Origin of the sequence: Streptomyces sp. CA-181903, from assembly GCF_050937075.1 — a bacterium.
Classification (GTDB): domain Bacteria; phylum Actinomycetota; class Actinomycetes; order Streptomycetales; family Streptomycetaceae; genus Streptomyces.
In genome coordinates this window covers 4176489-4198264 of sequence record NZ_JBNJLY010000001.1, presented here as the reverse complement: position 1 = coordinate 4198264, position 21776 = coordinate 4176489, and the positions used below count along the sequence as shown (strand labels likewise).

The 21776-nt window shown below is 71.4% G+C and carries 16 protein-coding genes and 3 pseudogenes; 4 read left to right on the top strand and 15 right to left on the bottom strand.

Annotated features, from left to right (window positions below):
* Positions 1-104 precede the first annotated feature (104 nt).
* The 3 genes from ACQEVS_RS18795 to ACQEVS_RS18785 form a co-directional block, all read right to left on the bottom strand.
* Positions 105-614: a nuclear transport factor 2 family protein gene (locus ACQEVS_RS18795; RefSeq protein ID WP_433021854.1), complete on the bottom strand. Its 510-nt coding sequence runs from the start codon at positions 612-614 to the stop codon at positions 105-107.
* A complete protein-coding gene (folP, locus tag ACQEVS_RS18790; RefSeq protein ID WP_433021852.1) occupies positions 611-1498 on the bottom strand; it encodes a dihydropteroate synthase in 888 nt (295 codons plus the stop codon). Before folP ends, ACQEVS_RS18795 begins: the two co-directional genes overlap by 4 nt.
* A gap of 111 nt (positions 1499-1609) precedes the next feature.
* Complete coding sequence (locus tag ACQEVS_RS18785; protein WP_433021850.1) at positions 1610-3460, bottom strand: phosphatidylglycerol lysyltransferase domain-containing protein; 1851 nt, start codon at positions 3458-3460, stop codon at positions 1610-1612.
* A 170-nt stretch (positions 3461-3630) separates the two neighbouring features.
* Between ACQEVS_RS18785 and ACQEVS_RS18780 the strand changes: the two genes are divergently transcribed.
* Positions 3631-4743, top strand: a complete 1113-nt coding sequence (locus ACQEVS_RS18780; RefSeq protein ID WP_433021848.1) for an alpha/beta hydrolase — start codon at positions 3631-3633, stop codon at positions 4741-4743.
* A gap of 74 nt (positions 4744-4817) precedes the next feature.
* Here the strand turns inward: ACQEVS_RS18780 and folE are convergent, their stop codons facing one another.
* The 6 genes and pseudogenes from folE to dacB all read right to left on the bottom strand — a co-directional run bounded on the left by folE (position 4818) and on the right by dacB (position 12630).
* Entirely contained in the window at positions 4818-5426 is a 609-nt protein-coding gene (gene folE, locus ACQEVS_RS18775) for a GTP cyclohydrolase I FolE (RefSeq protein ID WP_433021846.1), read from the bottom strand.
* Positions 5427-5581: 155 nt separating this feature from the next.
* Positions 5582-7594 (bottom strand): ATP-dependent zinc metalloprotease FtsH, encoded by a 2013-nt coding sequence (ftsH, locus tag ACQEVS_RS18770; RefSeq protein ID WP_433021844.1) that lies wholly within the window; start codon positions 7592-7594, stop codon positions 5582-5584.
* A 302-nt stretch (positions 7595-7896) separates the two neighbouring features.
* Entirely contained in the window at positions 7897-8436 is a 540-nt protein-coding gene (gene hpt / locus ACQEVS_RS18765) for a hypoxanthine phosphoribosyltransferase (RefSeq protein ID WP_004940393.1), read from the bottom strand.
* Positions 8437-8554: 118 nt separating this feature from the next.
* Positions 8555-9581 (bottom strand): annotated as a pseudogene (gene tilS / locus ACQEVS_RS18760) (tRNA lysidine(34) synthetase TilS).
* Positions 9582-9775: 194 nt separating this feature from the next.
* Complete coding sequence (locus ACQEVS_RS18755; protein WP_433021842.1) at positions 9776-10903, bottom strand: zinc-dependent metalloprotease; 1128 nt, start codon at positions 10901-10903, stop codon at positions 9776-9778.
* Between the two features lie 263 nt (positions 10904-11166).
* Positions 11167-12630: a D-alanyl-D-alanine carboxypeptidase/D-alanyl-D-alanine endopeptidase gene (gene dacB, locus ACQEVS_RS18750; RefSeq protein ID WP_433021840.1), complete on the bottom strand. Its 1464-nt coding sequence runs from the start codon at positions 12628-12630 to the stop codon at positions 11167-11169.
* Positions 12631-12716: 86 nt separating this feature from the next.
* Here dacB and ACQEVS_RS18745 point away from each other — a divergent pair, with 86 nt between their 5' ends.
* Complete coding sequence (locus ACQEVS_RS18745; protein WP_004940362.1) at positions 12717-13214, top strand: inorganic diphosphatase; 498 nt, start codon at positions 12717-12719, stop codon at positions 13212-13214.
* Between the two features lie 120 nt (positions 13215-13334).
* Here ACQEVS_RS18745 and ACQEVS_RS18740 read toward each other — a convergent pair.
* Positions 13335-15025: pseudogene (locus tag ACQEVS_RS18740) on the bottom strand (threonine/serine ThrE exporter family protein).
* A gap of 786 nt (positions 15026-15811) precedes the next feature.
* Positions 15812-16491 (bottom strand): annotated as a pseudogene (locus ACQEVS_RS18735) (DedA family protein); the annotation flags it as partial.
* A gap of 279 nt (positions 16492-16770) precedes the next feature.
* Here ACQEVS_RS18735 and ACQEVS_RS18730 point away from each other — a divergent pair.
* Entirely contained in the window at positions 16771-17139 is a 369-nt protein-coding gene (locus ACQEVS_RS18730) for a YbjQ family protein (RefSeq protein ID WP_004940357.1), read from the top strand.
* Between the two features lie 128 nt (positions 17140-17267).
* Here the strand turns inward: ACQEVS_RS18730 and ACQEVS_RS18725 are convergent, their stop codons facing one another.
* The 3 genes from ACQEVS_RS18725 to ACQEVS_RS18715 form a co-directional block, all read right to left on the bottom strand.
* A complete protein-coding gene (locus ACQEVS_RS18725; protein ID WP_433021837.1) occupies positions 17268-17819 on the bottom strand; it encodes a DinB family protein in 552 nt (183 codons plus the stop codon).
* A gap of 99 nt (positions 17820-17918) precedes the next feature.
* The gene (locus ACQEVS_RS18720) at positions 17919-19385 is read right to left on the bottom strand and encodes an aldehyde dehydrogenase family protein (RefSeq protein ID WP_433021835.1); all 1467 of its coding nucleotides are present in this window, start codon (positions 19383-19385) and stop codon (positions 17919-17921) included.
* Between the two features lie 81 nt (positions 19386-19466).
* Positions 19467-20330 carry a helix-turn-helix domain-containing protein gene (locus tag ACQEVS_RS18715; RefSeq protein WP_433021833.1) on the bottom strand — a complete coding sequence of 288 codons (864 nt, stop codon included), beginning with the start codon at positions 20328-20330 and terminating at the stop codon, positions 19467-19469.
* A gap of 316 nt (positions 20331-20646) precedes the next feature.
* On the opposite strand from ACQEVS_RS18715, the gene ACQEVS_RS18710 reads away from it, so the two are divergent.
* Positions 20647-21135 (top strand): ATP-binding protein, encoded by a 489-nt coding sequence (locus ACQEVS_RS18710; RefSeq protein WP_433021831.1) that lies wholly within the window; start codon positions 20647-20649, stop codon positions 21133-21135.
* A gap of 13 nt (positions 21136-21148) precedes the next feature.
* On the opposite strand, the gene ACQEVS_RS18705 is transcribed toward ACQEVS_RS18710, so the two are convergent.
* Positions 21149-21388 (bottom strand): DUF397 domain-containing protein, encoded by a 240-nt coding sequence (locus ACQEVS_RS18705; RefSeq protein WP_433021829.1) that lies wholly within the window; start codon positions 21386-21388, stop codon positions 21149-21151.
* Between the last annotated feature and the right edge of the window lie 388 nt (positions 21389-21776).

Here is a 21776-nt window from a genome sequence, read left to right as displayed (position 1 = left end):
GGGAATCACGCGGAAGTACGCCCGGGAGGACGCCTGGGAAGACGTCCGGCAAGGCACCCGCAAAGCACCCCGAAATGGCCCCGAATGGGCCGCCGAAGAGCCCGTCAGCCCAGCGGCCCGACCGGCCCCGGGCCCCCGTCCAGGTCCTCCGGACCCTCCTCGCGCTCCCCGTACTCCTCGTCCTCCCGGCCCGCCAGCACCGGCGACCCGTGGTGCGACCACACCTTCCACTCCGACCCCACCCGCCGGAACACATTGGTCGCCACGACCAGTTGGCCCACCAGCGGCCCCAGCTCGCCCTCGGATTCCGCGGGCGCCCCGCTGAGGATGTTCTCGGTACAGGTGACCAGGGCCGTGTCACCGGCCACCGCCACCTCGACGTCGGTCAGGAAGAACTGGATGTAGTCGGTGCTCGCCATGATCAGCGCGTACGAGCGGAGCACCTCGCCCCGGCCGCGCAGCACCGGCCAGCCTGGATGCACACAGGAAACCTCGGTACCGGGGTCGTCCAGCCACATCCGCCGCATGGCCTCGGTGTCGCCGCGCTCCACCGCCTCGTACAGGGCCGTGTTGGCGAGCTCGACCCGCTCGGCGTCCGTGCGCGCCGAGCTCACACCGCCCCCTCGGGGGCTTCGGAGCGCGCGGCGTCCACGGCGCTCACCACGCGCACGGCGTCCGCGCTCGCGCCCACCTCGTGCACGCGCACCGCCCACGCGCCCTCGCGCGCCGCCAGTACCGAGACCGCGGCGGTCGCCGCGTCCCGTTCCCGGGCCGGCGGCGGGGCGCCGTCCGGGCCCGCCAGCACCCGGCCCAGGAAGCGCTTGCGGGACGCCGCGACCAGCAGCGGCAATCCCAGCTCCGCCCGCAGCCGGTCCAGCCGGGCGACCAGGGCCAGGTCGTGCCCGGCGTTCTTGGCGAAGCCCAGACCGGGGTCGACCACCAGCCGCTCCGGTTCGATCCCGGCCGCCACGACCGCGTCCACCCGCCGCCGCAGCTCGTCGACCACCTCGCCGACCACGTCGCCGTAGACCGCCCGGCTGTTCATGTCCTCGCTGAAGCCCCGCCAGTGCATGACCACGAACGGCACCCGGGCCTGCGCCGCCATCGGGACCATCGCCGGATCGGCGAGCCCGCCGCTCACATCGTTGACCAGCCCGGCGCCGGCCTCCAGGGCCGCCTCCGCGACCGAGGCCCGCATCGTGTCGACCGAGACCACGACGCCCTCCCCGGCCAGCTCCCGGACGACCGGGACCACCCGGCGCCGCTCCTCGGCCTCGTCCACCCGCAGCGCTCCCGGCCGGGTGGACTCGCCGCCGACGTCGACCAGGTCGGCACCGCCGGCGACGAGGTCCAGGCCCCGCTTGACCGCCTCGGCGGTGTCGAACCAGCGGCCGCCGTCGGAGAACGAGTCGGGCGTCACATTGACCACGCCCATCACCGCACAGCGGTCCCACCGCGGCAGACCGACGGGCCCGATACGAGCGTGCAAGGTACTCATGCCCACCAGCGTAGGCCGTGGGTCCCAGGCGGCGACGACCGGCCGACACGGCGAGAGCCCTCCCCGGAAGCGGTTCCGGGAAGGGCTCTCACAGGGGCCCGCGGGCGCGGCTCACGCGGCGCGCGTGACCTCCGCCTGCTCCACCGACGCGTCCTCGTCGAAGCTCGGCTTTGGCGGCGCCGGGCGGCGGCGCAGCAGCCGCGGCAGCTCCAGGAAGCCCTCCGCCTGCATCATCGCGAAGCCGATGCGGGGCAGGTCGCGGCTGTTCGGGAAGACGATGAAGCGGGGCTCCCAGCGCGGCCGGAACTTCTCGTTGAACTTGTACAGCGACTCGATCTGGAACCAGCGCGACAGGAAGATCAGCACTCCGCGCTGGATCCGGACCACCGGTCCGGCGCCCAGCTTGCTCCCGCGCTCCAGGGCGGAGCGGAAGAACGCGAAGTTCAGCGACAGGCGCTTGATCTTCAGCTCGGGCGCGGCCTGGAGGAACGCGACGATCAGCAGCTCGTTCATGCCCGGGTCGGCGCTGCGGTCGCGGCGCATCAGCTCCAGGGAGCTGCCGTCCTTGCCCCACGGCACATAGTGCTGCATGGCGCGCAGGTCGCCGAAGGGGGCGGTCTCGCCCTCCTCGACATCCTTGTGGGCGGTGGCGATGATGGCGTCCAGGTCCTTCGGGTCGCCGATCCGGCCGAGCGCCATGGAGAAGCCGCGCTCCTCCTCGGTGTCGCGCCAGGCGTTGGCGGCCTGCTGGACGACCGCGAGCTCCTCGGGGCTCAGGTCGCCGACGCGGCGGACCTTGGTGCTGTAGCCGTTGCGCTCGATCCGCTTGACCATCTGGCGGACGTTGCGCATGGCCCGGCCGCTGAGGCTGAAGTCGGCGACCTCGACGATGGCCTCGTCGCCCATCTCCAGCGCGTCCAGACCCGTCTCACGGGTCCAGACCTCGCCGCCGGTCTCGCTGCACCCGTTGACGGCGGGGGTCCAGGAGTGGCGCTTGGCCAGCTCCATGAACTGCTCGATCGCGCCCGGCCACGCCTCGACGTCGCCGATCGGGTCGCCGCTGGCGAGCATGACGCCGGAGACCACGCGGTAGGAGACGGCGGCCTTGCCGGACGGGGAGAAGACGACGCTCTTGTCGCGGCGGAGCGCGAAGTGGCCCAGCGAGTCGCGGTCACCGTGCTTGGCCAGCAGCTCGCGCAGCCGGTCCTCGTCCTCCTCGGTGAGGACGGCCGCCGGGTACTCCGGCCGGAAGGCCAGGAACGCGGTGGTGGCGACGGTCAGCAGGCCGAGGGCGCCGAGCGAGTAGCCGACGACGTAGTCCACACCGCCGGTGTAGCGGACCGAGCCCTCGAAGCCGAACAGACCCCACAGGACGTGCTCGATCTGCTCCAGCACCGGCGGGTCGCCGACCATCTGGTCGGGATGCGAGCCGACGATCACCCAGCCGAGGGCGAAGCTGGCGCCACCCATCAGGATGAAGTTGGCCAGCGCCTTCCAGCGGCTGCGCGGGTCGGGCAGCGCGGTGAACGCATTCCTGTGCCGCACCAGGTAGGCGAAGAGGAGCAGCGAGAAGACCGCACCCACGATGGAGTGCCGGTAGATCAGGTGCGCGGCGGCACCCACCGGCAGCACGACGACCGCGGCCCACCAGGCACGCGACTTCGCGCGCTTGAGGCCGTGGGCGAGCAGCAGCAGCAGGATGCCGACGACGATCGACGCGGCGGCGGCCAACTGGGTGACGGCACCCGGCAGCACCTCTGCCAAAGTATGGATCTTGCTGAAGCGGAAGCGCGGGACGACGCCGGCGACGATGTCCATCAGACCGATGACCGCCGCGACCGTGCCTACGACGGCCGGAACGCGCTCCGGCCGAGGCCCCTTGGCCATCCGGGCAAGCACCGACAGCCACTTCGGACCCGAAGGAACCCCATCGGACTTTTTGCCATCTTCCCTGACAGACATCTCTTCCCGTCGTCCATGTCGAGTGGGCATACGGCATCTGGCCGTACCGCTCCGGACAATGTGCGCCCTGTAGGACGACGGTTCAGGGGCTGAGGTTCCGCCGGCGGCGGGCCCGGATAGAAGTAACCATTCCGCGACTCGTTGCCGGGTCGCTCGGCAGAAAGCACCTCATGGGTCTCACCAGCAAGACAGTTCTGCTGTTGGCCGCCGTGCTGGCGGTAGTGCTCTTCGCGTGTACCGTCTGGCTCTGGCCGCGGCTCGGCAAGAAGAGCGTGGGTTCCATCCTGGGCCGCGTCGGCATGCTGCTCGTCACCCAGCTGTCCCTGTTCGCCGCCATCGGCCTTTACGCGAACTACTCGTTCGGCTTCTACGCCTCGTGGGCCGACCTCTTCGGCCAGGAGCAGGACAAGGGCGTGGTGGTGGACCACAGCTCCGGCGCCCACCGGGTCCAGGTGATCGGCACCCAGCAGGTGAACGTGCCCCGGGCCTCCGTCCCCCGGGTGGCCGGCCGGATCGAGCAGGTGAACATCCAGGGGCCCGAGTCGCGGATCGCCAGCCCGGCCTTCGTGTACCTGCCGCCGGAGTACTTCCAGCCCGAGTTCGCCAAGCGCACCTTTCCGGCCTCCGTCGTGCTGACCGGCTACCCGGGCACCGCCGAGGCGCTGATCAAGGGCCTGCACTACCCGCAGACGGCGCACAAGCTGGCCAAAGAGAAGAAGATGCAGCCCACCATCCTGGTGATGATGCGGCCGACCGTCGCCCCGCCCCGGGACACGGAGTGCATGGACATACCCAACGGCCCCAAGACCGAGACCTTCTTCACCAAGGACCTGCGCAAGGCCATGGCGCAGCAGTACCGGATCGGCACCAAGGCCGCCAACTGGGGCATGATCGGCGACTCGACCGGCGGCTACTGCGCGCTGAAGCTCGCCATGCGCCACCCGGAGGCGTACGGCGCCGCCGCCGCGCTGTCCGGCTACTACAAGGCCCCGCAGGACCCCACCACCGGTTCCCTCTTCGGCGGCAGCAAGAAGCTGGAGGACGAGAACAACCTGATCTGGCGGCTGAAGCACAAGCCGCTGCCCAAGATCTCGATGCTGGTCACCAGCAGCAAGCAGGGCGAGCACAACTACAAGGACACGATGAAGTTCATCGACCTCGCCGCCAAGCACCCCACCCGGGTCTCCTCGATGATCCTGGAGAGCGGCGGTCACAACTTCAACACCTGGCGCCGCGAAATCCCCGGCACCCTCCAGTGGATGGGCAGCCGCCTCAGCGCCTGACGCCCTCCCGACCCCCGGCCGGGCCGCCCGCAGCGCAGCGGGCGGCCTTCGTGTTTCCCGGGGACCGCGCCGGCTCAGCGGGCCGACACGATGAGGCTCATCGCCTCCGCGCGGGACGCCGCGTCCCGCAGCTGGCCCCGCACCGCGGACGTGATCGTCTTCGCGCCGGGCTTCCGGATCCCCCGCATCGACATGCACATGTGCTCGCACTCGATCACCACGATGACGCCCCGCGCCTCCAGGATCTCCACCAGGGAGTCCGCGATCTGCGTGGTGAGCCGCTCCTGCACCTGCGGGCGGCGGGCGTAGACGTCCACCAGCCGGGCCAGCTTCGACAGGCCGGTGATCTTGCCGCTGGTCGCGGGGATGTAGCCGATGTGCGCCACGCCGTGGAACGGGACGAGGTGGTGCTCGCAGGTGCTGTAGACCTCGATGTCCCGGACCAGCACCATCTCGTCGTGGCCCAGGTCGAAGGTCGTGGTCAGCACGTCGGCCGGCTCCTGCCGCAGGCCGGCGAATATCTCCTTGTAGGCGCGCGCCACGCGGGCGGGGGTCTCCCGCAGGCCCTCACGGTCCGGGTCCTCGCCGACGGCGATCAGCAGTTCGCGGACGGCCTGCTCGGCCCGCTTCTCGTCGAACGGCCCGATGGCTCGCTCGCCGTCCAGGGTCACCGGATCGATCATGTTGCCTCGTTCTCTCGTGCGTACGCGCCGTTCGGCGGCCCTCCCCGGCCACTCGGCCGTTCACCCGGCCGGAGGAGCGCGCACAAAGCGCGATGCCGCGCCCCCAGGCTAGAACCTGGGAGACGCGGCATCCATTCCGGGCCCTGGGGCGCGGATCACTCCGGGCGGATGTCCTCCGGCAGATCCACCGAGTCGACGCCGGTGGCACCGGTGGCGCCGTTGCTGCTCGGGGCGAGCTCCTTGGGGGAGAGCACCGGCGGGCGGCTGGACGGCGTACGGCGCGAGGAGCCGGTCCACGCCGGGCGGGCCGGGCGCTTCACGACGTGCTTGAAGATCTCGGCGATCTCCTCCTTGTTCAGCGTCTCCTTCTCCAGGAGGGCCAGAACGAGGTTGTCGAGGATGTCGCGGTTCTCGACCAGGATCTCCCACGCCTCGTTGTGCGCGGTCTCGATCAGCTTCTTGACCTCTTCGTCGACCAGCGCGGCGACCTCTTCCGAGTAGTCGCGCTGGTGCGACATCTCGCGGCCCAGGAAGGGCTCGGAGTTGTCGGAGCCGAACTTGATCGCGCCGAGCCGCTCGGTCATGCCGTACTGGGTGACCATCGCGCGGGCCGTGGCGGTGGCCTTCTCGATGTCGTTCGCGGCGCCCGTGGTCGGGTCGTGGAAGACCAGCTCCTCGGCCGCGCGGCCGCCCAGCATGTAGGCCAGCTGGTCGAGCATCTCGTTGCGGGTGGTCGAGTACTTGTCCTCGTCCGGCAGCACCATGGTGTAGCCGAGCGCGCGGCCCCGGGACAGGATGGTGATCTTGTGCACCGGGTCGGAGTTGGGCGAAGCCGCCGCGACCAGGGCGTGACCGCCCTCGTGGTACGCGGTGATCTTCTTCTCCTTGTCGCTCATGATCCGGGTCCGCTTCTGCGGTCCGGCCACGACGCGGTCGATCGCCTCGTCCAGCATGTGGTTGTCGATCAGCTTCATGTCGCTGCGGGCCGTCAGCAGGGCGGCCTCGTTCAGCACGTTGGAGAGATCGGCACCGGTGAAGCCGGGGGTACGGCGGGCGACGGCCGCGAGGTCGACGTCCGGGGCGACCGGCTTGCCCTTCTGGTGGACCTTGAGGATCTCCAGACGGCCCTGCATGTCGGGACGGTCGACGGCGATCTGCCGGTCGAAGCGGCCCGGGCGCAGCAGCGCGGGGTCGAGGATGTCGGGCCGGTTGGTGGCCGCGATCAGGATGACGCCGCCCTTGACGTCGAAGCCGTCCATCTCGACGAGCAGCTGGTTGAGCGTCTGCTCGCGCTCGTCGTGACCGCCGCCGAGGCCCGCGCCGCGGTGCCGGCCGACGGCGTCGATCTCGTCGACGAAGACGATGGCCGGGGCGTTGGCCTTGGCCTGCTCGAACAGGTCGCGGACCCGGGAGGCACCCACGCCGACGAACATCTCGACGAAGTCGGAGCCGGAGATCGAGTAGAACGGCACGCCGGCCTCGCCGGCGACGGCGCGCGCCAGGAGCGTCTTGCCGGTGCCGGGCGGGCCGTAGAGCAGCACACCCTTGGGGATCTTGGCGCCGACGGCCTGGAACTTGGCGGGCTCCTGCAGGAACTCCTTGATCTCGTGGAGCTCTTCGACGGCCTCGTCGGACCCGGCCACGTCGGCGAAGGTCGTCTTCGGGGTGTCCTTGGTGATCAGCTTGGCCTTGGACTTCCCGAAGTTCATCACCCGGGAGCCGCCGCCCTGCATCTGATTCATCAGGAACAGGAAGACAACGACGATGAGGACGAAGGGCAGCAGGGACAGCAGCACCCCGATGAAGGGGTTCTGCTTGGACGTCGCCACGTTGTAGCCCTCGGGCAGGACGTCCTTGTCCTTCTGGTCGACGGCCTTCTGGAGCATCGCGGACAGCTGGACGCCCTGGTCACCGATGTAGTTCGCCTGGACCTTGCTGCTGCCCTTGATCTTCTGGCCGCTCTTGAGCTCGACCTTGATCTTGTTTTCGTCGCCCGTGGTCAGCTCGGCCGATTTCACCCTGTTGTCGCGGATGGCCGCGACAACCTGACTGGTGTCCACCGACTTGTAGCCGCCGGACGAGCCGACGACCTGCATCAACACGACCACGGCGAGGACGGCCAGCACGATCCACATGACCGGCCCACGGAAGTAGCGCTTCACGTCCATCCATACGGGGCGCGAGCGCCCCGTCCCTCCTGCCACAGTGAGGCACGGTGCCCCTCGATCGGGGTGCCTGTGCGTACGGTGTTCTGCTCGACCTTGCAGTGCTTGCTTGCGGTGCTTGCTAAAGAATGCTTGAAAAGACTGACCTTCGGACGGTACCCCAGCATTGTCACCCGACGCCGCCGCAGACGGTCAACAAATCCGTCTTCCCCTCCTCCAACGGCGGAAAACCGTGAGGGGTTCCCGGTGGCCCGGCAATCGCCGGGCCCTTCGGGGGGAATGCCGTCCGCCCTGGTCGGGGGTGGTCAGCCGCCGTAGACGTGCGGCGCGAGGGTTCCCACGAAGGGGAGGTTGCGGTACTTCTCCGCGAAGTCGAGACCGTAACCGACGACGAACTCGTTCGGGATGTCGAAGCCGACCCACTTCACGTCGATGGCGACCTTGGCCGCCTCCGGCTTGCGCAGCAGGGTGACGACGTTGAGGGACGCCGGCTCGCGGGAGCCGAGGTTCGACAGCAGCCAGGACAGCGTCAGACCGGAGTCGATGATGTCCTCGACGATCAGGACGTGCTTGCCCTTGATGTCGGTGTCGAGGTCCTTGAGGATCCGGACCACGCCGGAGGACTGGGTGCCCGCGCCGTAGGACGACACGGCCATCCAGTCCATGGTGACGGGGTTGGACAGCGCGCGCGCCAGGTCCGCCATCACCATCACGGCGCCCTTGAGGACACCGACGATGAGCAGGTCCTTGCCCGCGTACTCCGCGTCGATCTTCGCGGCCAGCTCGGCCAGCTTCGCGTCGATCTCTTCCTTGGTGATGAGCACCGACTTGAGGTCGGTGCCCATGTCCTTCTCGTCCACCCGCGCCACTCTCGTTCGATTGGGGCTCATCCGGCCGTCCGGGCGCCTGCCGCCCGGCCAGGGTCCGGCCGGGCCTGCCCGCGGTCACTCACGGTCGTTCGATTCAGCCCTGCCGAAGGACCAGTCTGCCACCATGCCGGTGGACCGCGACGCGCCCGGGGAGGTTGATGGCCCGCTGGCCGCGCCAGCCGGTGATCAGCCGGTCGACCTCCTCGATGTGCCGGGCGAACAGCGAACCGGCCGGGGAACCGGCCTCGATGGCCGCCCGGCGCAGCACCCGGCGGCGGACGGCGGGGGCAGCGCGTAGAGCTTGGCGACCTCCAGTGCGCCCGTGTCGTCCCGCACGGACGGCTCCACGGCGACGGCCCAGGAGTCGAGGGCGTCCGCGTCGTCCCGGGACAGCTGGGCGGTCCGGGCCAGCGCCTCGACGACGCCCTTGCCCAGCGCCTTCTCCAGCACCGGCAGGGCCTCGTGGCGGACCCGGGAGCGGGTGTAGGCCGGGTCGGCGTTGTGCGGGTCCTCCCAGACCGGCAGCGACTGCACCATGCACGCCTTGCGCGCGGTCTGCCGGTCGAGACCCAGGAACGGCCTGCGGTAGCGGCCCCCGACGCCGGAGGCCACGGCCATCCCGGACAGCGAACGGGTGCCGGAGCCGCGGGCCAGCCCCAGGAGGACGGTCTCGGCCTGGTCGTCGCGGGTGTGGCCGAGGAGCACGGCGGCGGCGCCGTGCCGTTCGGCGGCGTCGTCGAGGGCGGCGTAGCGGGCGTCGCGGGCGGCGGCCTCGGGACCGCCCTCCCGGCCGACGGTCACGGGGAGCGCCTCGACGGGGTCGAGGCCGAGGGCGAGGAGGCGGCTCACCACCTCGGCGGCGCGGAGGTCGGAACCCTCCTGGAGGCCGTGGTCGACGGTGACGCCGCCGGCGCGGAGGCCGAGCCGGGGGCCTCGAAGGCGAGGGCGGAGGCGAGCGCCATGGAGTCGGCGCCGCCTGAGCAGGCGGCCAGGACGAGCGGGGGCCTGGAGCCGCCGGGGGCGCTTCCGGTTGCGGTTTCGGACGGAGCGAGGGTGAGGACGTCGTGGAGAACGCGGCGGACCGCCAGGCGTATCGCCGCGACCGCGGGGTGTGGACCCATGTCCGAGTGTCCAATCGTTCCAACGAGGAGCTGACGGGAAGGGGTTGTGGGGACGTGCGGGCTGCATCGTCACGCTGTGTGCGTAGATGGTGACAGAGATGAGCCTTTACCCGAGCATCGCACGCCCACCCCTGGCACACGGTCCCTCGGACGGGTGATAACGGGAGCGTTCGTCCGTCAGGGGCGTGCCCGCGTCACCCGTCGGCCCGGCTGTGCACCCGCGCGACCCAGTCCGCGGGTTTGGCGATCTCGGCCTTGGTCGGCAGGGTGTTCGGCGAGGTCCAGACCCTGTTGAAGCCCTCCATGCCGACCTGGTCCACCACCGCCCGGACGAACCGCTCGCCATCACGGTACTGCCGCAGCTTGGCGTCCAGACCCAGCAGCTTGCGCAGCGCCTGGTCCAGCCGGCCCGCGCCGCTGGCCCGCCGCTGCTGGAACTTCTCACGGATCTCCGTCACCGACGGCACGACCCGCGGGCCCACCCCGTCCATGACGTAGTCCGCGTGCCCCTCCAGCAGGGACATCACCGCCGTCAGCCGCCCCAGCACCTCCCGCTGGGCGGGGGTCTGCACCAGCTCGACGATGCTGCGCCCGCCCCGCTCCCCGTCGTCCTCCGGGGGACGCCCGCCGGCCAGCGCCTGGAGGGCCTCGCGGAGCCGCTCCAGCAGGGTGGCCGGGTCGATGTCGGTCTCGGCGAGGAACGCCTGGACCTCGCCCTCGATGTGGTCGCGCAGCCACGGCACACCCGTGAACTGGGTGCGGTGCGTCTCCTCGTGCAGGCACACCCACAGCCGGAAGTCGTGCGGGTCGACCTCCAGTTCGCGCTCCACGTGCACGATGTTCGGCGCCACCAGCAGCAGCCGGCCGCCGCCGGCCCCGCCCGGCAGGTCCCGGGTGGACGGCGCGAACGTCTCGTACTGGCCCAGCACCCGCGAGGCCAGGAACGACAGCAGCATGCCCAGCTCCACGCCGGTCACCTTGCCGCCGACCGCGCCCAGCACCGCGCCGCCCGGCAGGCCGCCCCGGCGCTTCTCCATCTTCTCCAGCAGCGGCCCGAGCACCGCCCGGAACCCGGCGACGTTCGCCCGGATCCAGCCCGCCCGGTCCACCACCAGCACCGGGGTGTCCGCTTCGGCGCCCGAGGGCGTCATCCCGGTGAACTCCCGGACGTGCTCCTCCGACGCCTTGGCGTGCCGCCGCAACTCCGCGACCACCGCGCGGGCCTCGTCCCGGCTCACCTCCGGCCCCGGCCGCACGAGCCGCGTCGCGGTCGCCACCGCGAGCTTCCAGTCGACCATCTCCGCACCACCGATGCTCGTCATGGGTTCACGGTACGTGGTGCGGCGCGGTTGCGGAGGGGGGCGGAGGCCCCGGTCCCACCCCTTCACCGCTTCCCGGGGCTGCGTCCCAGACCCCGCTCGTCGCGGCTCCGCCGCTCGTCCTCAGACGCCGGACGGGCTGGATACCGCGCCCGGGCACGCACTTCAGCCCGTCCGGCGTTTGAGGACAACCGCGCGGAGCGCGGTTCGGGGGTGCGGGGGCGCAGCCCCTGCAAGAAACGGGAAGGGGCGGGTCCGGGGCACCCTCAACGCGCGGCGGCCACAGCCGCCGCCAGCGCGTCCAACGCCCGCTGCGCCCCCTCCGAATCCGATGTCGCGTCTGCAAGAAAGGCGAACGTCAGCAAACGCCCACCTCCAGCGACCGCCGTCCCGGCCAACGCGTTCACCCCGGACAAAGTCCCTGTCTTGGCCCGCACCACGCCCCGTCCCCCGACCACCCGCTCCCGCAACGTCCCGCTGAACCCCGCCACCGGCAACCCCGTGAGCACCGCCCGCAACTCAGGCGCCCCCCGGTCGCCCGCACGGGCCAGCAGCCGGGCCAGCAGGTCGGCGGAGACCCGGTCGGCCCGGTCCAGGCCGCTGCCGTCGGCGAAGCGGCAGCCCGCCGTCGGCAGGCCGAGCCGCGCCAGCCGGGCGGCCACCGCCCGCCCCGCGCCCTCGAAGCTCGCCGGCTGCCCGTCGGCGAGCGCGGTCTGCCGGGCCAGCGCCTCGGCGATGTCGTTGTCGCTGTGGGTCAGGGCCCGCTCGACGAGGTCGGAGAGCGGGGCGGAGGAGACGGCGGCCAGCCGGCGGGCGCCGGCGGGCGAGCGGCCCTCGGCGGGCTCGCCCTCGACGCGTACCCCCCGCTCCCCCAGCAGGGCGGCGAACTTCCGTGCGGCGTCCCCGGCGGGGTCGTCCGTACGCTCCGCGGGGCCGTGGTCGCTGTCGTCCAGCCGGCCCTCGTCCACCATGAGGGCGCTGACCGGCGCGAGGTTCTCGTTGGCGCCGATCGGGTGCGGTACGGGCCCGGTGTAGCGGGAGACGTCGTACCGGAGCGCCGTGTGGCCGGTGCCGAGCGCCTTCAGCGCGCGGGCGGTGGCGTCGGCCAGGGCCGGGAGGCCGGTGGGCTCACGGCCGGGAGGGGAGGGGCGGGCGGTGAGGGTGGGGTCGCCGCCGCCGACGAGCACGATCCCGTCGGTCCCGAGCGTCACCGTGGTCTCGATGCGGTGGTCCGCGCCGAGCGCGGAGAGCGCCGCGGCGGAAGTGGCGAGTTTGACGGTGGAGGCGGGAGTGACCGGTGCGGCCTCGTTCGCTCCGAACAGCCGCTCTCCGGTGGCCGCGTCGACGACGGAGGCCGCGACGCGGGGGCCCAGCGCGGCGTCGGCGAGCAGCGGCTCCAGCGCGGTGGCGAGACCGGCCGCGGCGGGCGCCCCGCCGGACCCGCCTGTCCCAAAGGCTCTGCCGGGCTCCTCCGGCACCCCCGCGAGCACCGGCCCGGCCCGCGAAGCCCCGTAGGGCGCGCCCCGGGCGTACGCCCCCCGGTCGGCGGCTGCGGCGCGTACCCGTTCGGCCGTACGCTGTCCGCCGTCCCAGGGCCCGGCGGCGGCCACCGCCCCGGCCGCGGCGAGCAGTCCCACCGCGGTCGAGGCGGCGACGAACCGCCCGGTACCGGACCGCGGCGGCAAGGCGGCAGGCCACCAGCGGGCCTGCCGACGGACGCTCCCGGGCATGACGGACCAGCCCCTTTCGCCACCACACACCTGCGTAGGGGACACTTAATCACCAGACGTATGTGTTGATCATGAAGGAGCCACTCGTGGAGTTCGACGTCACCATCGAGATTCCGAAGGGTTCGCGGAACAAGTACGAGGTGGACCACGAGACCGGTCGCATCCGTCTGGACCGCCGTCTCTTCACCTCCACCAGCTACCCCGCCGACTACGGCTTCGTCGAGAACACCCTCGGCGAGGACGGCGACCCGCTGGACGCCCTTGTCATCCTGGACGAGCCCACCTTCCCGGGCTGCCTCATCACCTGCCGCGCCATCGGCATGTTCCGCATGACGGACGAGGCGGGCGGCGACGACAAGCTGCTCTGCGTCCCGGCCAACGACCCGCGCGTCGAGCACCTGCGCGACATCCACCACGTGTCGGAGTTCGACCGCCTGGAGATCCAGCACTTCTTCGAGGTCTACAAGGACCTGGAGCCGGGCAAGTCGGTCGAGGGCGCCGAGTGGGTCGGCCGCGCGGAGGCCGAGGCCGAGATCGAGGCGTCCTACAAGCGCCTGGAGGCCGCGGGCGGCTCCCACCACTGATCCGTGGCGGTCTGACGCGCCGGAAGCGCTGATCGCGCCGGTACGGAACGCGCGGCTCCCGAGGACCTGGAAGGGTCCCTCGGAGGCCGCGCGTCCGCGTTTTCGGGGCGCCCCCGGCGGTCAGAAGCCGCGCGTCCGCTTCGCCGCGCGCCGCGACGCCGCCGCGCCCGGCACCACCAGGAACATCCGGGCCATCTCCGACCCCAGGTTCACCCCGATGGCGATGGCCAGGGCCAGGGCGGCCGCCTTGGTGAGGCTGGCCATGCCGGTGTCCAGCTTGTTCTGGGCGAAGTTGAGCAGCGCGAAGTAGACCGCGCTACCGGGCAGCAGCGGCCCGATCGCCGCCGTGACGTACGGCAGCGCCGACGTGTACTGGTAGCGCGAGAGCAGTTGGCCGAAGAGGCCCACCAGCCCGGCGGCGATGGCCGTGGCGGGCACCGGGTCGAGGCCGCCGGCGTCCGCCAGCGCCCCGTAGACCACCCAGGCGACGCCGCCGTTGAGCGTCGCGTACAGCACGGTGTGACGTTCCTGCTGGAGCAGGACGGCGAACGAGAAGGCCAGCAGCATCGCCGCGATGATCTGTACGACGGGCCGCTCCTGGTGCTTGAGCGCCGCCTCCGGGTCGAGGGTGGTGCCGCCGATCCGCACACCGCCGTACAGCACCATCATCACGCCGCAGACGATCCCGACGATCAGGTAGCCCACTTCCAGCAGCCGCGCCGAGGCGGTGATGTAGAAGCCGGTCAGGCCGTCCTGGACGCCCGCGACCAGCGCCCGTCCCGGGATCAGCGCGAACAGCCCACCGGTGATCACGGCGGACGCCTGTACGTGCACGTAGTCCTGGGCGGTGCTGAGCGCGACGCCCATCGCCGCCGGCGGCATCGCGGCCACCACGAACTGGTAGAACTCCGGCAGCCCCCGCCCCGAGGCGAGCCACGCCAGCCGGTCGCCCAGCATGGCGCCGACCGCCGCCGCGAGGAACACCACGACCCCGCCGCCGACCAGCATGCTCGCCGCGCCGGCGAGCAGCCCGGCGGACAGCGTCAGGCCCCAGCCGGGGTACGGGTGCCGGTTGCGGCGGATCTCGGCGAGACCGCGGTACGCCTCCTCCAGGGTGAGCCCCTGGGACGTGATGTCGTGGACGAGGCGGAAGACGGCCGAGAGACGGGTGTAGTCCGTGCCACGCCTGCGCACGGTGCGGCTGGCGGTGACGGGATCGTCCACCAGGGACGGCTGGTAACTGACCGAGAGCAGGGTGAACGTCACGTTCGGCTCGCACCGGTGCAGCCCGTACGCGTGCGCGACGCCGTACATCGCCGCCTCGACGTCCTCGGCGCCCTCGCCGCCCGCGAGCAGCAGTTCGCCGATGCGCAGGGTCAGGTCGAGCACGCGCGGGACGGCAGGCCCGGCTTCCTCCTCCTTGACCGCGCGTTCCGGCAGCGGCCGCTCGCCGACCGGCATCCGGACCATGGTCCGCATCCGGTCCTGCCAGGGCGCGTCCTTGGTGAGGCTGACGAGGGGGTGCCGAGCGGCGGGGTGATCTCCGGGAACGAGAGCGAGGCGGGCCGGCTGAAGGCCGAACCCTCCGGGCGGCGATCCTCCGGTTCGGCCACGCCCTCGGGGACGGCGAACTCCGACGTCGGATGCTCGTCCTCCGTCGGCGCCGGCAGAGGGACCCCGAGTGGCGGGGTGAACGCGCTGCGCGCCTCGTCGCTCTGCGGTTTGCGGTCCTCGCCGGGATCCGGTGGGCCGCCGCCCCGCTGCCGATCAGCCACCACGCGCTCCTCACGCCTCCTGCCCAGGTCAACCATGCCCGATCAGGAGTACGAGTGCCCAATGGGGGTGGGGAGACGCGTGAGAGGTGCGGTGGCTGTGTGGGTGAACGGCCCCTCGCCGGTGGACGGGCGGGAGGACCGCCGGGGAGATGGCGGGGAGATGGCGGGGAGACGCCGGGACGGACGTCAGCGGCGCGCGTGCCGGCCCCGGGGGCCGCGGTGCGGGTCCTGCGGATCGTGCGCGTCCTGCGGGGACTGCGTGTCCTGTGAGGACTGGAAGGGAGGCTGGGAGGGCTCGGTGTACGGGGAGTACCGGGGGTCTTCCCCGGGCTGCGGCTGCTCCCGGCCGTAGAGGGGCTGCTGCGACTGCGCAGGTCGCTGCGGGTGCTGCGCGGCCTCGGGATACGGGGAGTACGGGGGCGTGTGGAGGCCCTGCGGACTCTGCGGGACCGGAGGCATCTGCCCGGCCGGCGCGTAGGGGTACGGCACGTTCTGTGGGGGCTGCGGCGCCTGCGGAGGCTGCGGGTGCCGCGCCGGCGGGTACGGGCCCGGCTGCTGCGGATAAGAGGCGGCCTGCGGAGGCCCGCCCGCCTCCGGCCGCCGCACGTCACGGACGTCGTCCGGCATCGGCCCGGGCCGCGGCGCGGCTCCCGGCTGCGGGCCGGGCTGCGGGCCGGCCCCCGGCGTCGGCCCGGACTGCGGGACGGCCCCCGGCTGGGGCGCGGGCTTCCGCTTCCCCGTCTGCCGCTGCCGCCCCTGCTCGGGCTGCCGCAACGGGTACGGCTGCACGTCCTGGTAGTGCGGCGGCACCTGGGTGTACTGGCGGGGCGGCTGGGGCCCGCTGGGCACCCCGTCGGCGTCGGGCGCCGGACCGGCCGCGCGGGACTTGGAGCGGGCGCGCAGCAGCTCGATCGCGACCGGCACGACCGACACCAGCACGATGGCGACCAGCATCATCTCGATGTTGGTCCGCACGAACTCGATCTTGCCGAGCACCGCGCCCAGCAGCGTCACACCGGCGCCCCACAGGGTGCCGCCGATGACGTTGAAGATCAGGAAGGAGCGGTAGTTCATCCGGCTCACGCCGGCAATGATCGGCGTGAAGGTGCGGATGATCGGCACGAACCGGGCCAGGACCAGGGACTTCGGCCCGTACTTCTCGAAGAACTCGTGGGCCTTCTCGACGTTCTCCTGCTTGAAGAGCCTGGAGTCCGGGCGCCGGAAGAGGGCGGGGCCCACCTTCCGTCCGAAGAGGTAGCCCGCCTGGTCGCCGAGGACCGCCGCGAGCACGACCATGACGCACACCACCCACAGGGGTAGTCGTTCAGCTTGCCCGTGGTCACCAGCAGACCCGTGGTGAAGAGGAGCGAGTCACCCGGGAGGAAGAAACCGATCAGCAGGCCGGACTCGGCGAAGACGATCGCCAGCACACCGAGCAGGCCGAACTGGCCGATCAGGTAGTCCGCGTCCAGCCACTGGGGGCCGAGCGCGAGTGTGGTCACGGGGGTCACGGTGACAGGCTCCTGGGTCGAGGGCGCAGGCTCGTGCGAGGCCCGGGCACAGGCGGGGGGAGAACGCGTGCCGCTCAACGGTAGCAACGCGGCCGGGAACCCCCCGGTTCCAGTCGCCCCGCCCGCACTCCCCCCGCTCGGCCCGCCCGGCCCGCGCCCCCGCCCGCCGTCGCGCTTCGCCCGGCCGGGGCAACCCCGTGCCACCGGTGTGCGTCCCGCTCGTCAGGCGGAAGAATCTCCGTACAGACCGAACGGACGAAGGTGGCAGGGATGGGCATCGACGAGTATGGCGGCGGCCAGCACGAGCAGGCCGATGTGCTCGTGGTCACGACGAACGACGTGCCCGGCTACCGGGTCGAGCGCGTGATCGGCGAGGTCTTCGGCCTCACGGTGCGTTCCCGGCACGTCGGCAGCCAGATCGGCGCCGGCCTGAAGTCGCTGATCGGCGGCGAGCTCAAGGGACTCACCAAGACGCTGGTCCAGACCCGCAACCAGGCCATGGAGCGCCTGGTCGAGCAGGCCAGGGCCCGGGGCGCCAACGCGGTCCTGATGTTCCGCTTCGACGTCACCGAGGCGGCGGACGTCGGCACGGAGGTGTGCGCGTACGGCACGGCGGTGGTGATCGCACCCCACTCCTGAAGCACCCCCGCCCCGCCCCTTCCCCTCCCGTGGCCGGGCCTGCCTCCCGGACAGGGCGGCCTGCCGGGGCGCGGGTGGGCGGCCGGGGCGCGCGACTCCCGTGAGCGCCCCGGCCGTTCCGGCGCGCGTCAGTCCGCCTGGCGCTGCTCCGCGTCGACCAGCTCGAACGCCGTCCTGCCGTCGATCGACTCGCGGATGATGTCCGCGTGCCCGGCGTGCCGGCCGATCTCCTCGACCAGGTGCATCAGGAACCACCGCATCGACACCCGGGTGTCCTTGGGGAACCAGGGGGCCGGCGGGAGGGCGAAGGTCTCCTCCAGGGTGGGCAGGGCGCGGACGAAGCGCTCCACCTCGGCGGCCTGCTCCTCCCAGGCGGCGAGGAGCGCGGGAACGGTCTCGCTCTCCTCGGGGTGCCAGGCCGCCAGGAAGCGCTTCGCCGCCTCGTCGGCGTCGATGTCGGGGCTCGTGCCGCTCGCGAGCTCCAGCCAGCCGCGTTCCGCGTGCATGACGTGCTTGAGCAGGCCGATCAGGGACATCTCGCTCGCGCTGGGGCGGGAGCGGGCCTGCTCCTCCGTCAGGCCGAGGAGCGCCCGGCGGACGCCGCCGCGCTGGGCGTCCACGAAGGCCAGCAGCGTGCCCCGCTCGTCGCTGACGTCCTTCTCGATCACAAGAGTAGGCATAGGACCCCACCGTTCCTTCCGTCGCTTCCTGCTGACGGGCCAACAGTAGGAGTCCAGTAGGTCAGCTCCTGACCTACTGGACTCCCGGGCCGGAAGCGATCAGAACGGGAACGTGCTGCGCCCGTGCTGCACGGAGATCCACTTCGTGGTCGTGAAGGCGTCCACCATCGCGTCCCCGTTGAGCCGCCCGAGACCCGAGTGCTTCTCGCCGCCGAACGGCACGATCGCCTCGTCGTGCACGGTGCCGTCGTTGACGTGGATCATGCCGGTCTCCACCCGCTGGGCGAAGCGGACGCCGCGTTCGACGTCCCCGGTGTGGACGGCGCCGCTCAGCCCGTAGGGGGTGGCGTTGGCGAACCGCAGGGCCTCGTCCTCGCCGGAGAACGGGATGATCAGCGCGACGGGACCGAAGATCTCCTGGCGGAGGACGGCGGAGTCCTCGGGGAGGTCGGTCAGGACGCTGGGCTCCACCAGGGTGCCCACCGTGCGGCCCCGGACGAGGGCGGTGGCGCCCTCCGCGACCGTCTGGTCCACGAGGGTCGTGATCGCCTCCGCCTGACCGGAGTTGATCAGGGGGCCGATGTGGGTGGCGGGGTCGGAGGGGTCACCGACCTTCAGGGACTTCACTCTCGCCACGAACTTCTCGGTGAACTCGTCCAGCACGGCACGGTCCACCAGCACCCGGTTCGCGGCCATGCAGACCTGCCCCTGGTGGATGAACCGGCTGAAGACCGCCGCGTCCACGGCGTAGTCCACGTCCGCGTCGTCGAGCACGACCAGCGCGCTGTTGCCGCCCAGTTCGAGCACCACCCGCTTGAAGTGCGAGGCGGCGACGGTCGCCACATGCCGGCCGACCTTGTCGGAGCCGGTGAACGACAGCACCTTGGGCACCGGGTGTTCGATCAGCGCGTCCCCGATCTCCGCGATGTCGGTGACCAGGACGTTCAGCACGCCGGGCGGCAGCCCCGCGTCCTCCAGCACCTTGGCGAGCAGCCCGCCGCCGCAGACGGGCGTGTTCTGGTGCGGCTTGAGCACCACCGCGTTGCCGAGCGCCAGGGCGGGCGCCACGGACTTGAGCGACAGCAGGAACGGGAAGTTGAACGGGCTGATCACACCGACGACCCCGACCGGCAGGCGGTAGAGCCGGTTCTCGCGGGTGTCGTCCGGCGAGGGCAGGATGCGGCCCTCGGGCCGCAGCGCGATCTGGACCGCGTCCCGGAGGAACTCCCGCGCCAGGTGGAGCTCGAAGCCGGCCTTCAGCGCCGTCCCGCCGCACTCCGCCATGATCACCGAGGTGAGTTCGTCCTCGTGGTCGTCGATGATCCGCAGCGCGCGCTCGAAGACCAGCCGCCGGGTGTACGGGTTGGTGCTCCCCCACGCCGCCTGGGCGCGCTCGGCCGCCCGGTACGCCTCGTCGACCTCGTCCACGCCGGCCACCGTGATGGAGGCGAGCTTCTCCCCGTCGTACGGGTTGAAGTCGACGATGTCCCACGAGCCGGTACCGGGCCGCCAGCGGCCGTCGATGTACTGGTACGCGAGGTCCTTGAACGCGGAGGAGTACGACATGCGTCATCCCTGTCTGCCGGAGCCCGGCCGTCCGGCCGGGCTGGTCCAGACTTGCTGATTGCCCGTCATCGTACTGACGCGCTAGGCGAGTTGGAGCAGCCGCCGCATGAGGTCGCGCGTCCCCGACGGGGAGAGGCTGTCCGCGCGCAGCCGCCCCATGACGCGTTCGTACTGGGCGACCTCGTCCGGCTTGTCCAGGTAGAGGGCGCCCGTGAGGTGTTCCAGGTACACCACGTCCGGCAGGTCCGACTCGGGGAAGCGGAGCACGGTGAACGCCCCGCTCTCACCCGCGTGACCACCGTGCCGGAAGGGCATCACCTGAAGGGTCACATTGGGCTGTTCGGAGAGGTCGACGAGGTGCTGGAGCTGTCCGCGCATCACCTCCGCGTCACCGTACGGGCGGTGCAGCGCGGCCTCGTCGAGGACGGCGTGGAAGTGCGGCGCCCGCTCGGAGAAGAGCAGCTTCTGCCGCTCCATGCGCAGCGACACCCGGCGTTCGACCTCCGCGGGATCGGCCGTGGGCTGGCCCCGGACGACGACGGCGTGCGCGTAGCCCTCGGTCTGGAGCAGGCCGTGGACGAACTGCACCTCGTAGATCCCGATGTGCGAGGCCGCGCCCTCCAGGCCGACGTAGGTCTGGAACCAACTGGGCAGCACATCGCCGTAGCTGTGCCACCAGCCGGCGACGTTGGCCTCCCTGGCCAGGCCGAGCAGCGCCTCGCGCTCGGTCTCCCGGTGGATGCCGTAGAGGGTGAGGAGGTCCTCCACGTCCCGCGTCTTGAAGCTCACCCTGCCGAGCTCCATGCGGCTGATCTTCGACTCGGACGCGCGGATCGAGTACCCGGCCGCCTCGCGGGTGATCCCCTGGGACTCGCGCAACTTCCTCAGCTGGGAGCCGAGGAGTATGCGCCGCACCACGGAACCGCTCGACTCGCTCGTGGTCATCTCGTCGACCCTTCCTTCCGGTCTGGTCCGGCCTGTCCGTCCGCCGTTCCGCTCACCCTTCCGAGGGTGACCCCCGCTCCCCTCGGCGCCGAAGTCTGCCACCCCGGGCATCGTTGTGTGCACATCCGGTTACGGATACCGGCCAACGACCGGTGTGCTACGGCGAGGGGCGTAGGAATAATTGCTCCCCAATCCCCTTGTGCGCCCCCAAATCCCCCACGTGCACGTGCATCTGCCCTTGCATCCGCACTGCGCATCCGAAACGATGGAGCCCGCACACGTGCACGTCACGTCCACGATTGCAGGAGTGCCTCGGATGGGTACCGAAGGATCGACTGTGCTCTCCCCCGTCTGGCGGGGGCTGCCCCGGTTCGACTCATCCGCGGTGTCGAACTCCGCTTCCTGCGCCCTGCCGCCGCGCTTCGAAGCCGTCCGTACGGCACGGCGGTTCACCGGAATCACCCTGTCGCAGTGGGGGGTCCAGCACATCTTCGACAATGTGGCGCTGGTGGTCTCCGAACTGGTGACCAATTCCCTGCGCTACGCCACACCGACCGGCCGCGTCGACGGAAGGTATGAGCCTCCCGTACGCCTGCACCTGATGCGGTGGACGACGCGGCTGGTATGCGCGGTACGCGATCCGAGTGAGGAGGGGCCGCTCACGGGGGAAGCGGCCCCTGGCGACGAGCACGGGCGCGGACTGCTGCTGGTGGATTCGTTCAGCGACGCCTGGGGCTGGCACCCCCTGGCGGGCGCACTGCACGGCAAGGTCGTCTGGGCGCTGTTCCGACTGCCGCGCGAATAACCGCGTTTCGCGGTCATTCGGCCACCAGGTAGTCGAATTCACCGTCCTTGACGCCCGACAGCATGGCCTCGATCTCCGCGGGGGTGTAGATGAGAGCGGGGCCATCCGGGTGGCGGGAGTTGCGTACGGCGACCCCGCCACCCGGCAACTTCGCGAACTCCACACACGAGCCCTGTGAGTTGGAGTGCCGGCTCTTCCGCCAGACGACTCCATCGATGCCCGATGCAACCATGCCGTTGTAGACGTGTGGCACTGGAGTCTCCCGGATCGCCGCAGGGGGCATCCCCATTCGTTTACGGGGATGGCAACTTCTTCGGATCATAGCCGCGGTTCACATTCCCCGGCACGAGCAGATGCACGTGCACTGAGGGTGGTGCCGCCACTACGTCGCGGGGCGGATTTCCCATGCCCATTTCCGCTTGCCCGGGACAATTGCCGCTGTCGCGGCCGCCATTGACGCGAATCCTCCGGATAGCGTGCCGAAGCCCACGGTACGCGATTCATCCGGCGGCCCCTCTTTTACGGTCCGACGCGCATTGAGCCGGGCGCCGGGACGCGCGTGCGGGAACTGGGCGTCTCGTCGTCGCATCGCGTCGCTCGCGCCTCGTCCCGTCCCGTCTCTCCCGGCGCGTACTCGTCGC

Bases quoted from the DNA above. Each gene is read 5' to 3' on its own strand.
- folP (WP_433021852.1), bottom strand. From the start codon at position 1,498: ATGAGTACCTTGCACGCTCGTATCGGGCCCGTCGGTCTGCCGCGGTGG.
- ACQEVS_RS18785 (WP_433021850.1), bottom strand. From the start codon at position 3,460: ATGTCTGTCAGGGAAGATGGCAAAAAGTCCGATGGGGTTCCTTCGGGT.
- ACQEVS_RS18780 (WP_433021848.1), top strand. From the start codon at position 3,631: ATGGGTCTCACCAGCAAGACAGTTCTGCTGTTGGCCGCCGTGCTGGCG.
- folE (WP_433021846.1), bottom strand. From the start codon at position 5,426: ATGATCGATCCGGTGACCCTGGACGGCGAGCGAGCCATCGGGCCGTTC.
- ftsH (WP_433021844.1), bottom strand. From the start codon at position 7,594: ATGGACGTGAAGCGCTACTTCCGTGGGCCGGTCATGTGGATCGTGCTG.
- hpt (WP_004940393.1), bottom strand. From the start codon at position 8,436: ATGGGCACCGACCTCAAGTCGGTGCTCATCACCAAGGAAGAGATCGAC.
- ACQEVS_RS18755 (WP_433021842.1), bottom strand. From the start codon at position 10,903: ATGACGAGCATCGGTGGTGCGGAGATGGTCGACTGGAAGCTCGCGGTG.
- dacB (WP_433021840.1), bottom strand. From the start codon at position 12,630: ATGCCCGGGAGCGTCCGTCGGCAGGCCCGCTGGTGGCCTGCCGCCTTG.
- ACQEVS_RS18730 (WP_004940357.1), top strand. From the start codon at position 16,771: ATGGGCATCGACGAGTATGGCGGCGGCCAGCACGAGCAGGCCGATGTG.
- ACQEVS_RS18725 (WP_433021837.1), bottom strand. From the start codon at position 17,819: ATGCCTACTCTTGTGATCGAGAAGGACGTCAGCGACGAGCGGGGCACG.
- ACQEVS_RS18720 (WP_433021835.1), bottom strand. From the start codon at position 19,385: ATGTCGTACTCCTCCGCGTTCAAGGACCTCGCGTACCAGTACATCGAC.
- ACQEVS_RS18715 (WP_433021833.1), bottom strand. From the start codon at position 20,330: ATGACCACGAGCGAGTCGAGCGGTTCCGTGGTGCGGCGCATACTCCTC.
- ACQEVS_RS18710 (WP_433021831.1), top strand. From the start codon at position 20,647: ATGGGTACCGAAGGATCGACTGTGCTCTCCCCCGTCTGGCGGGGGCTG.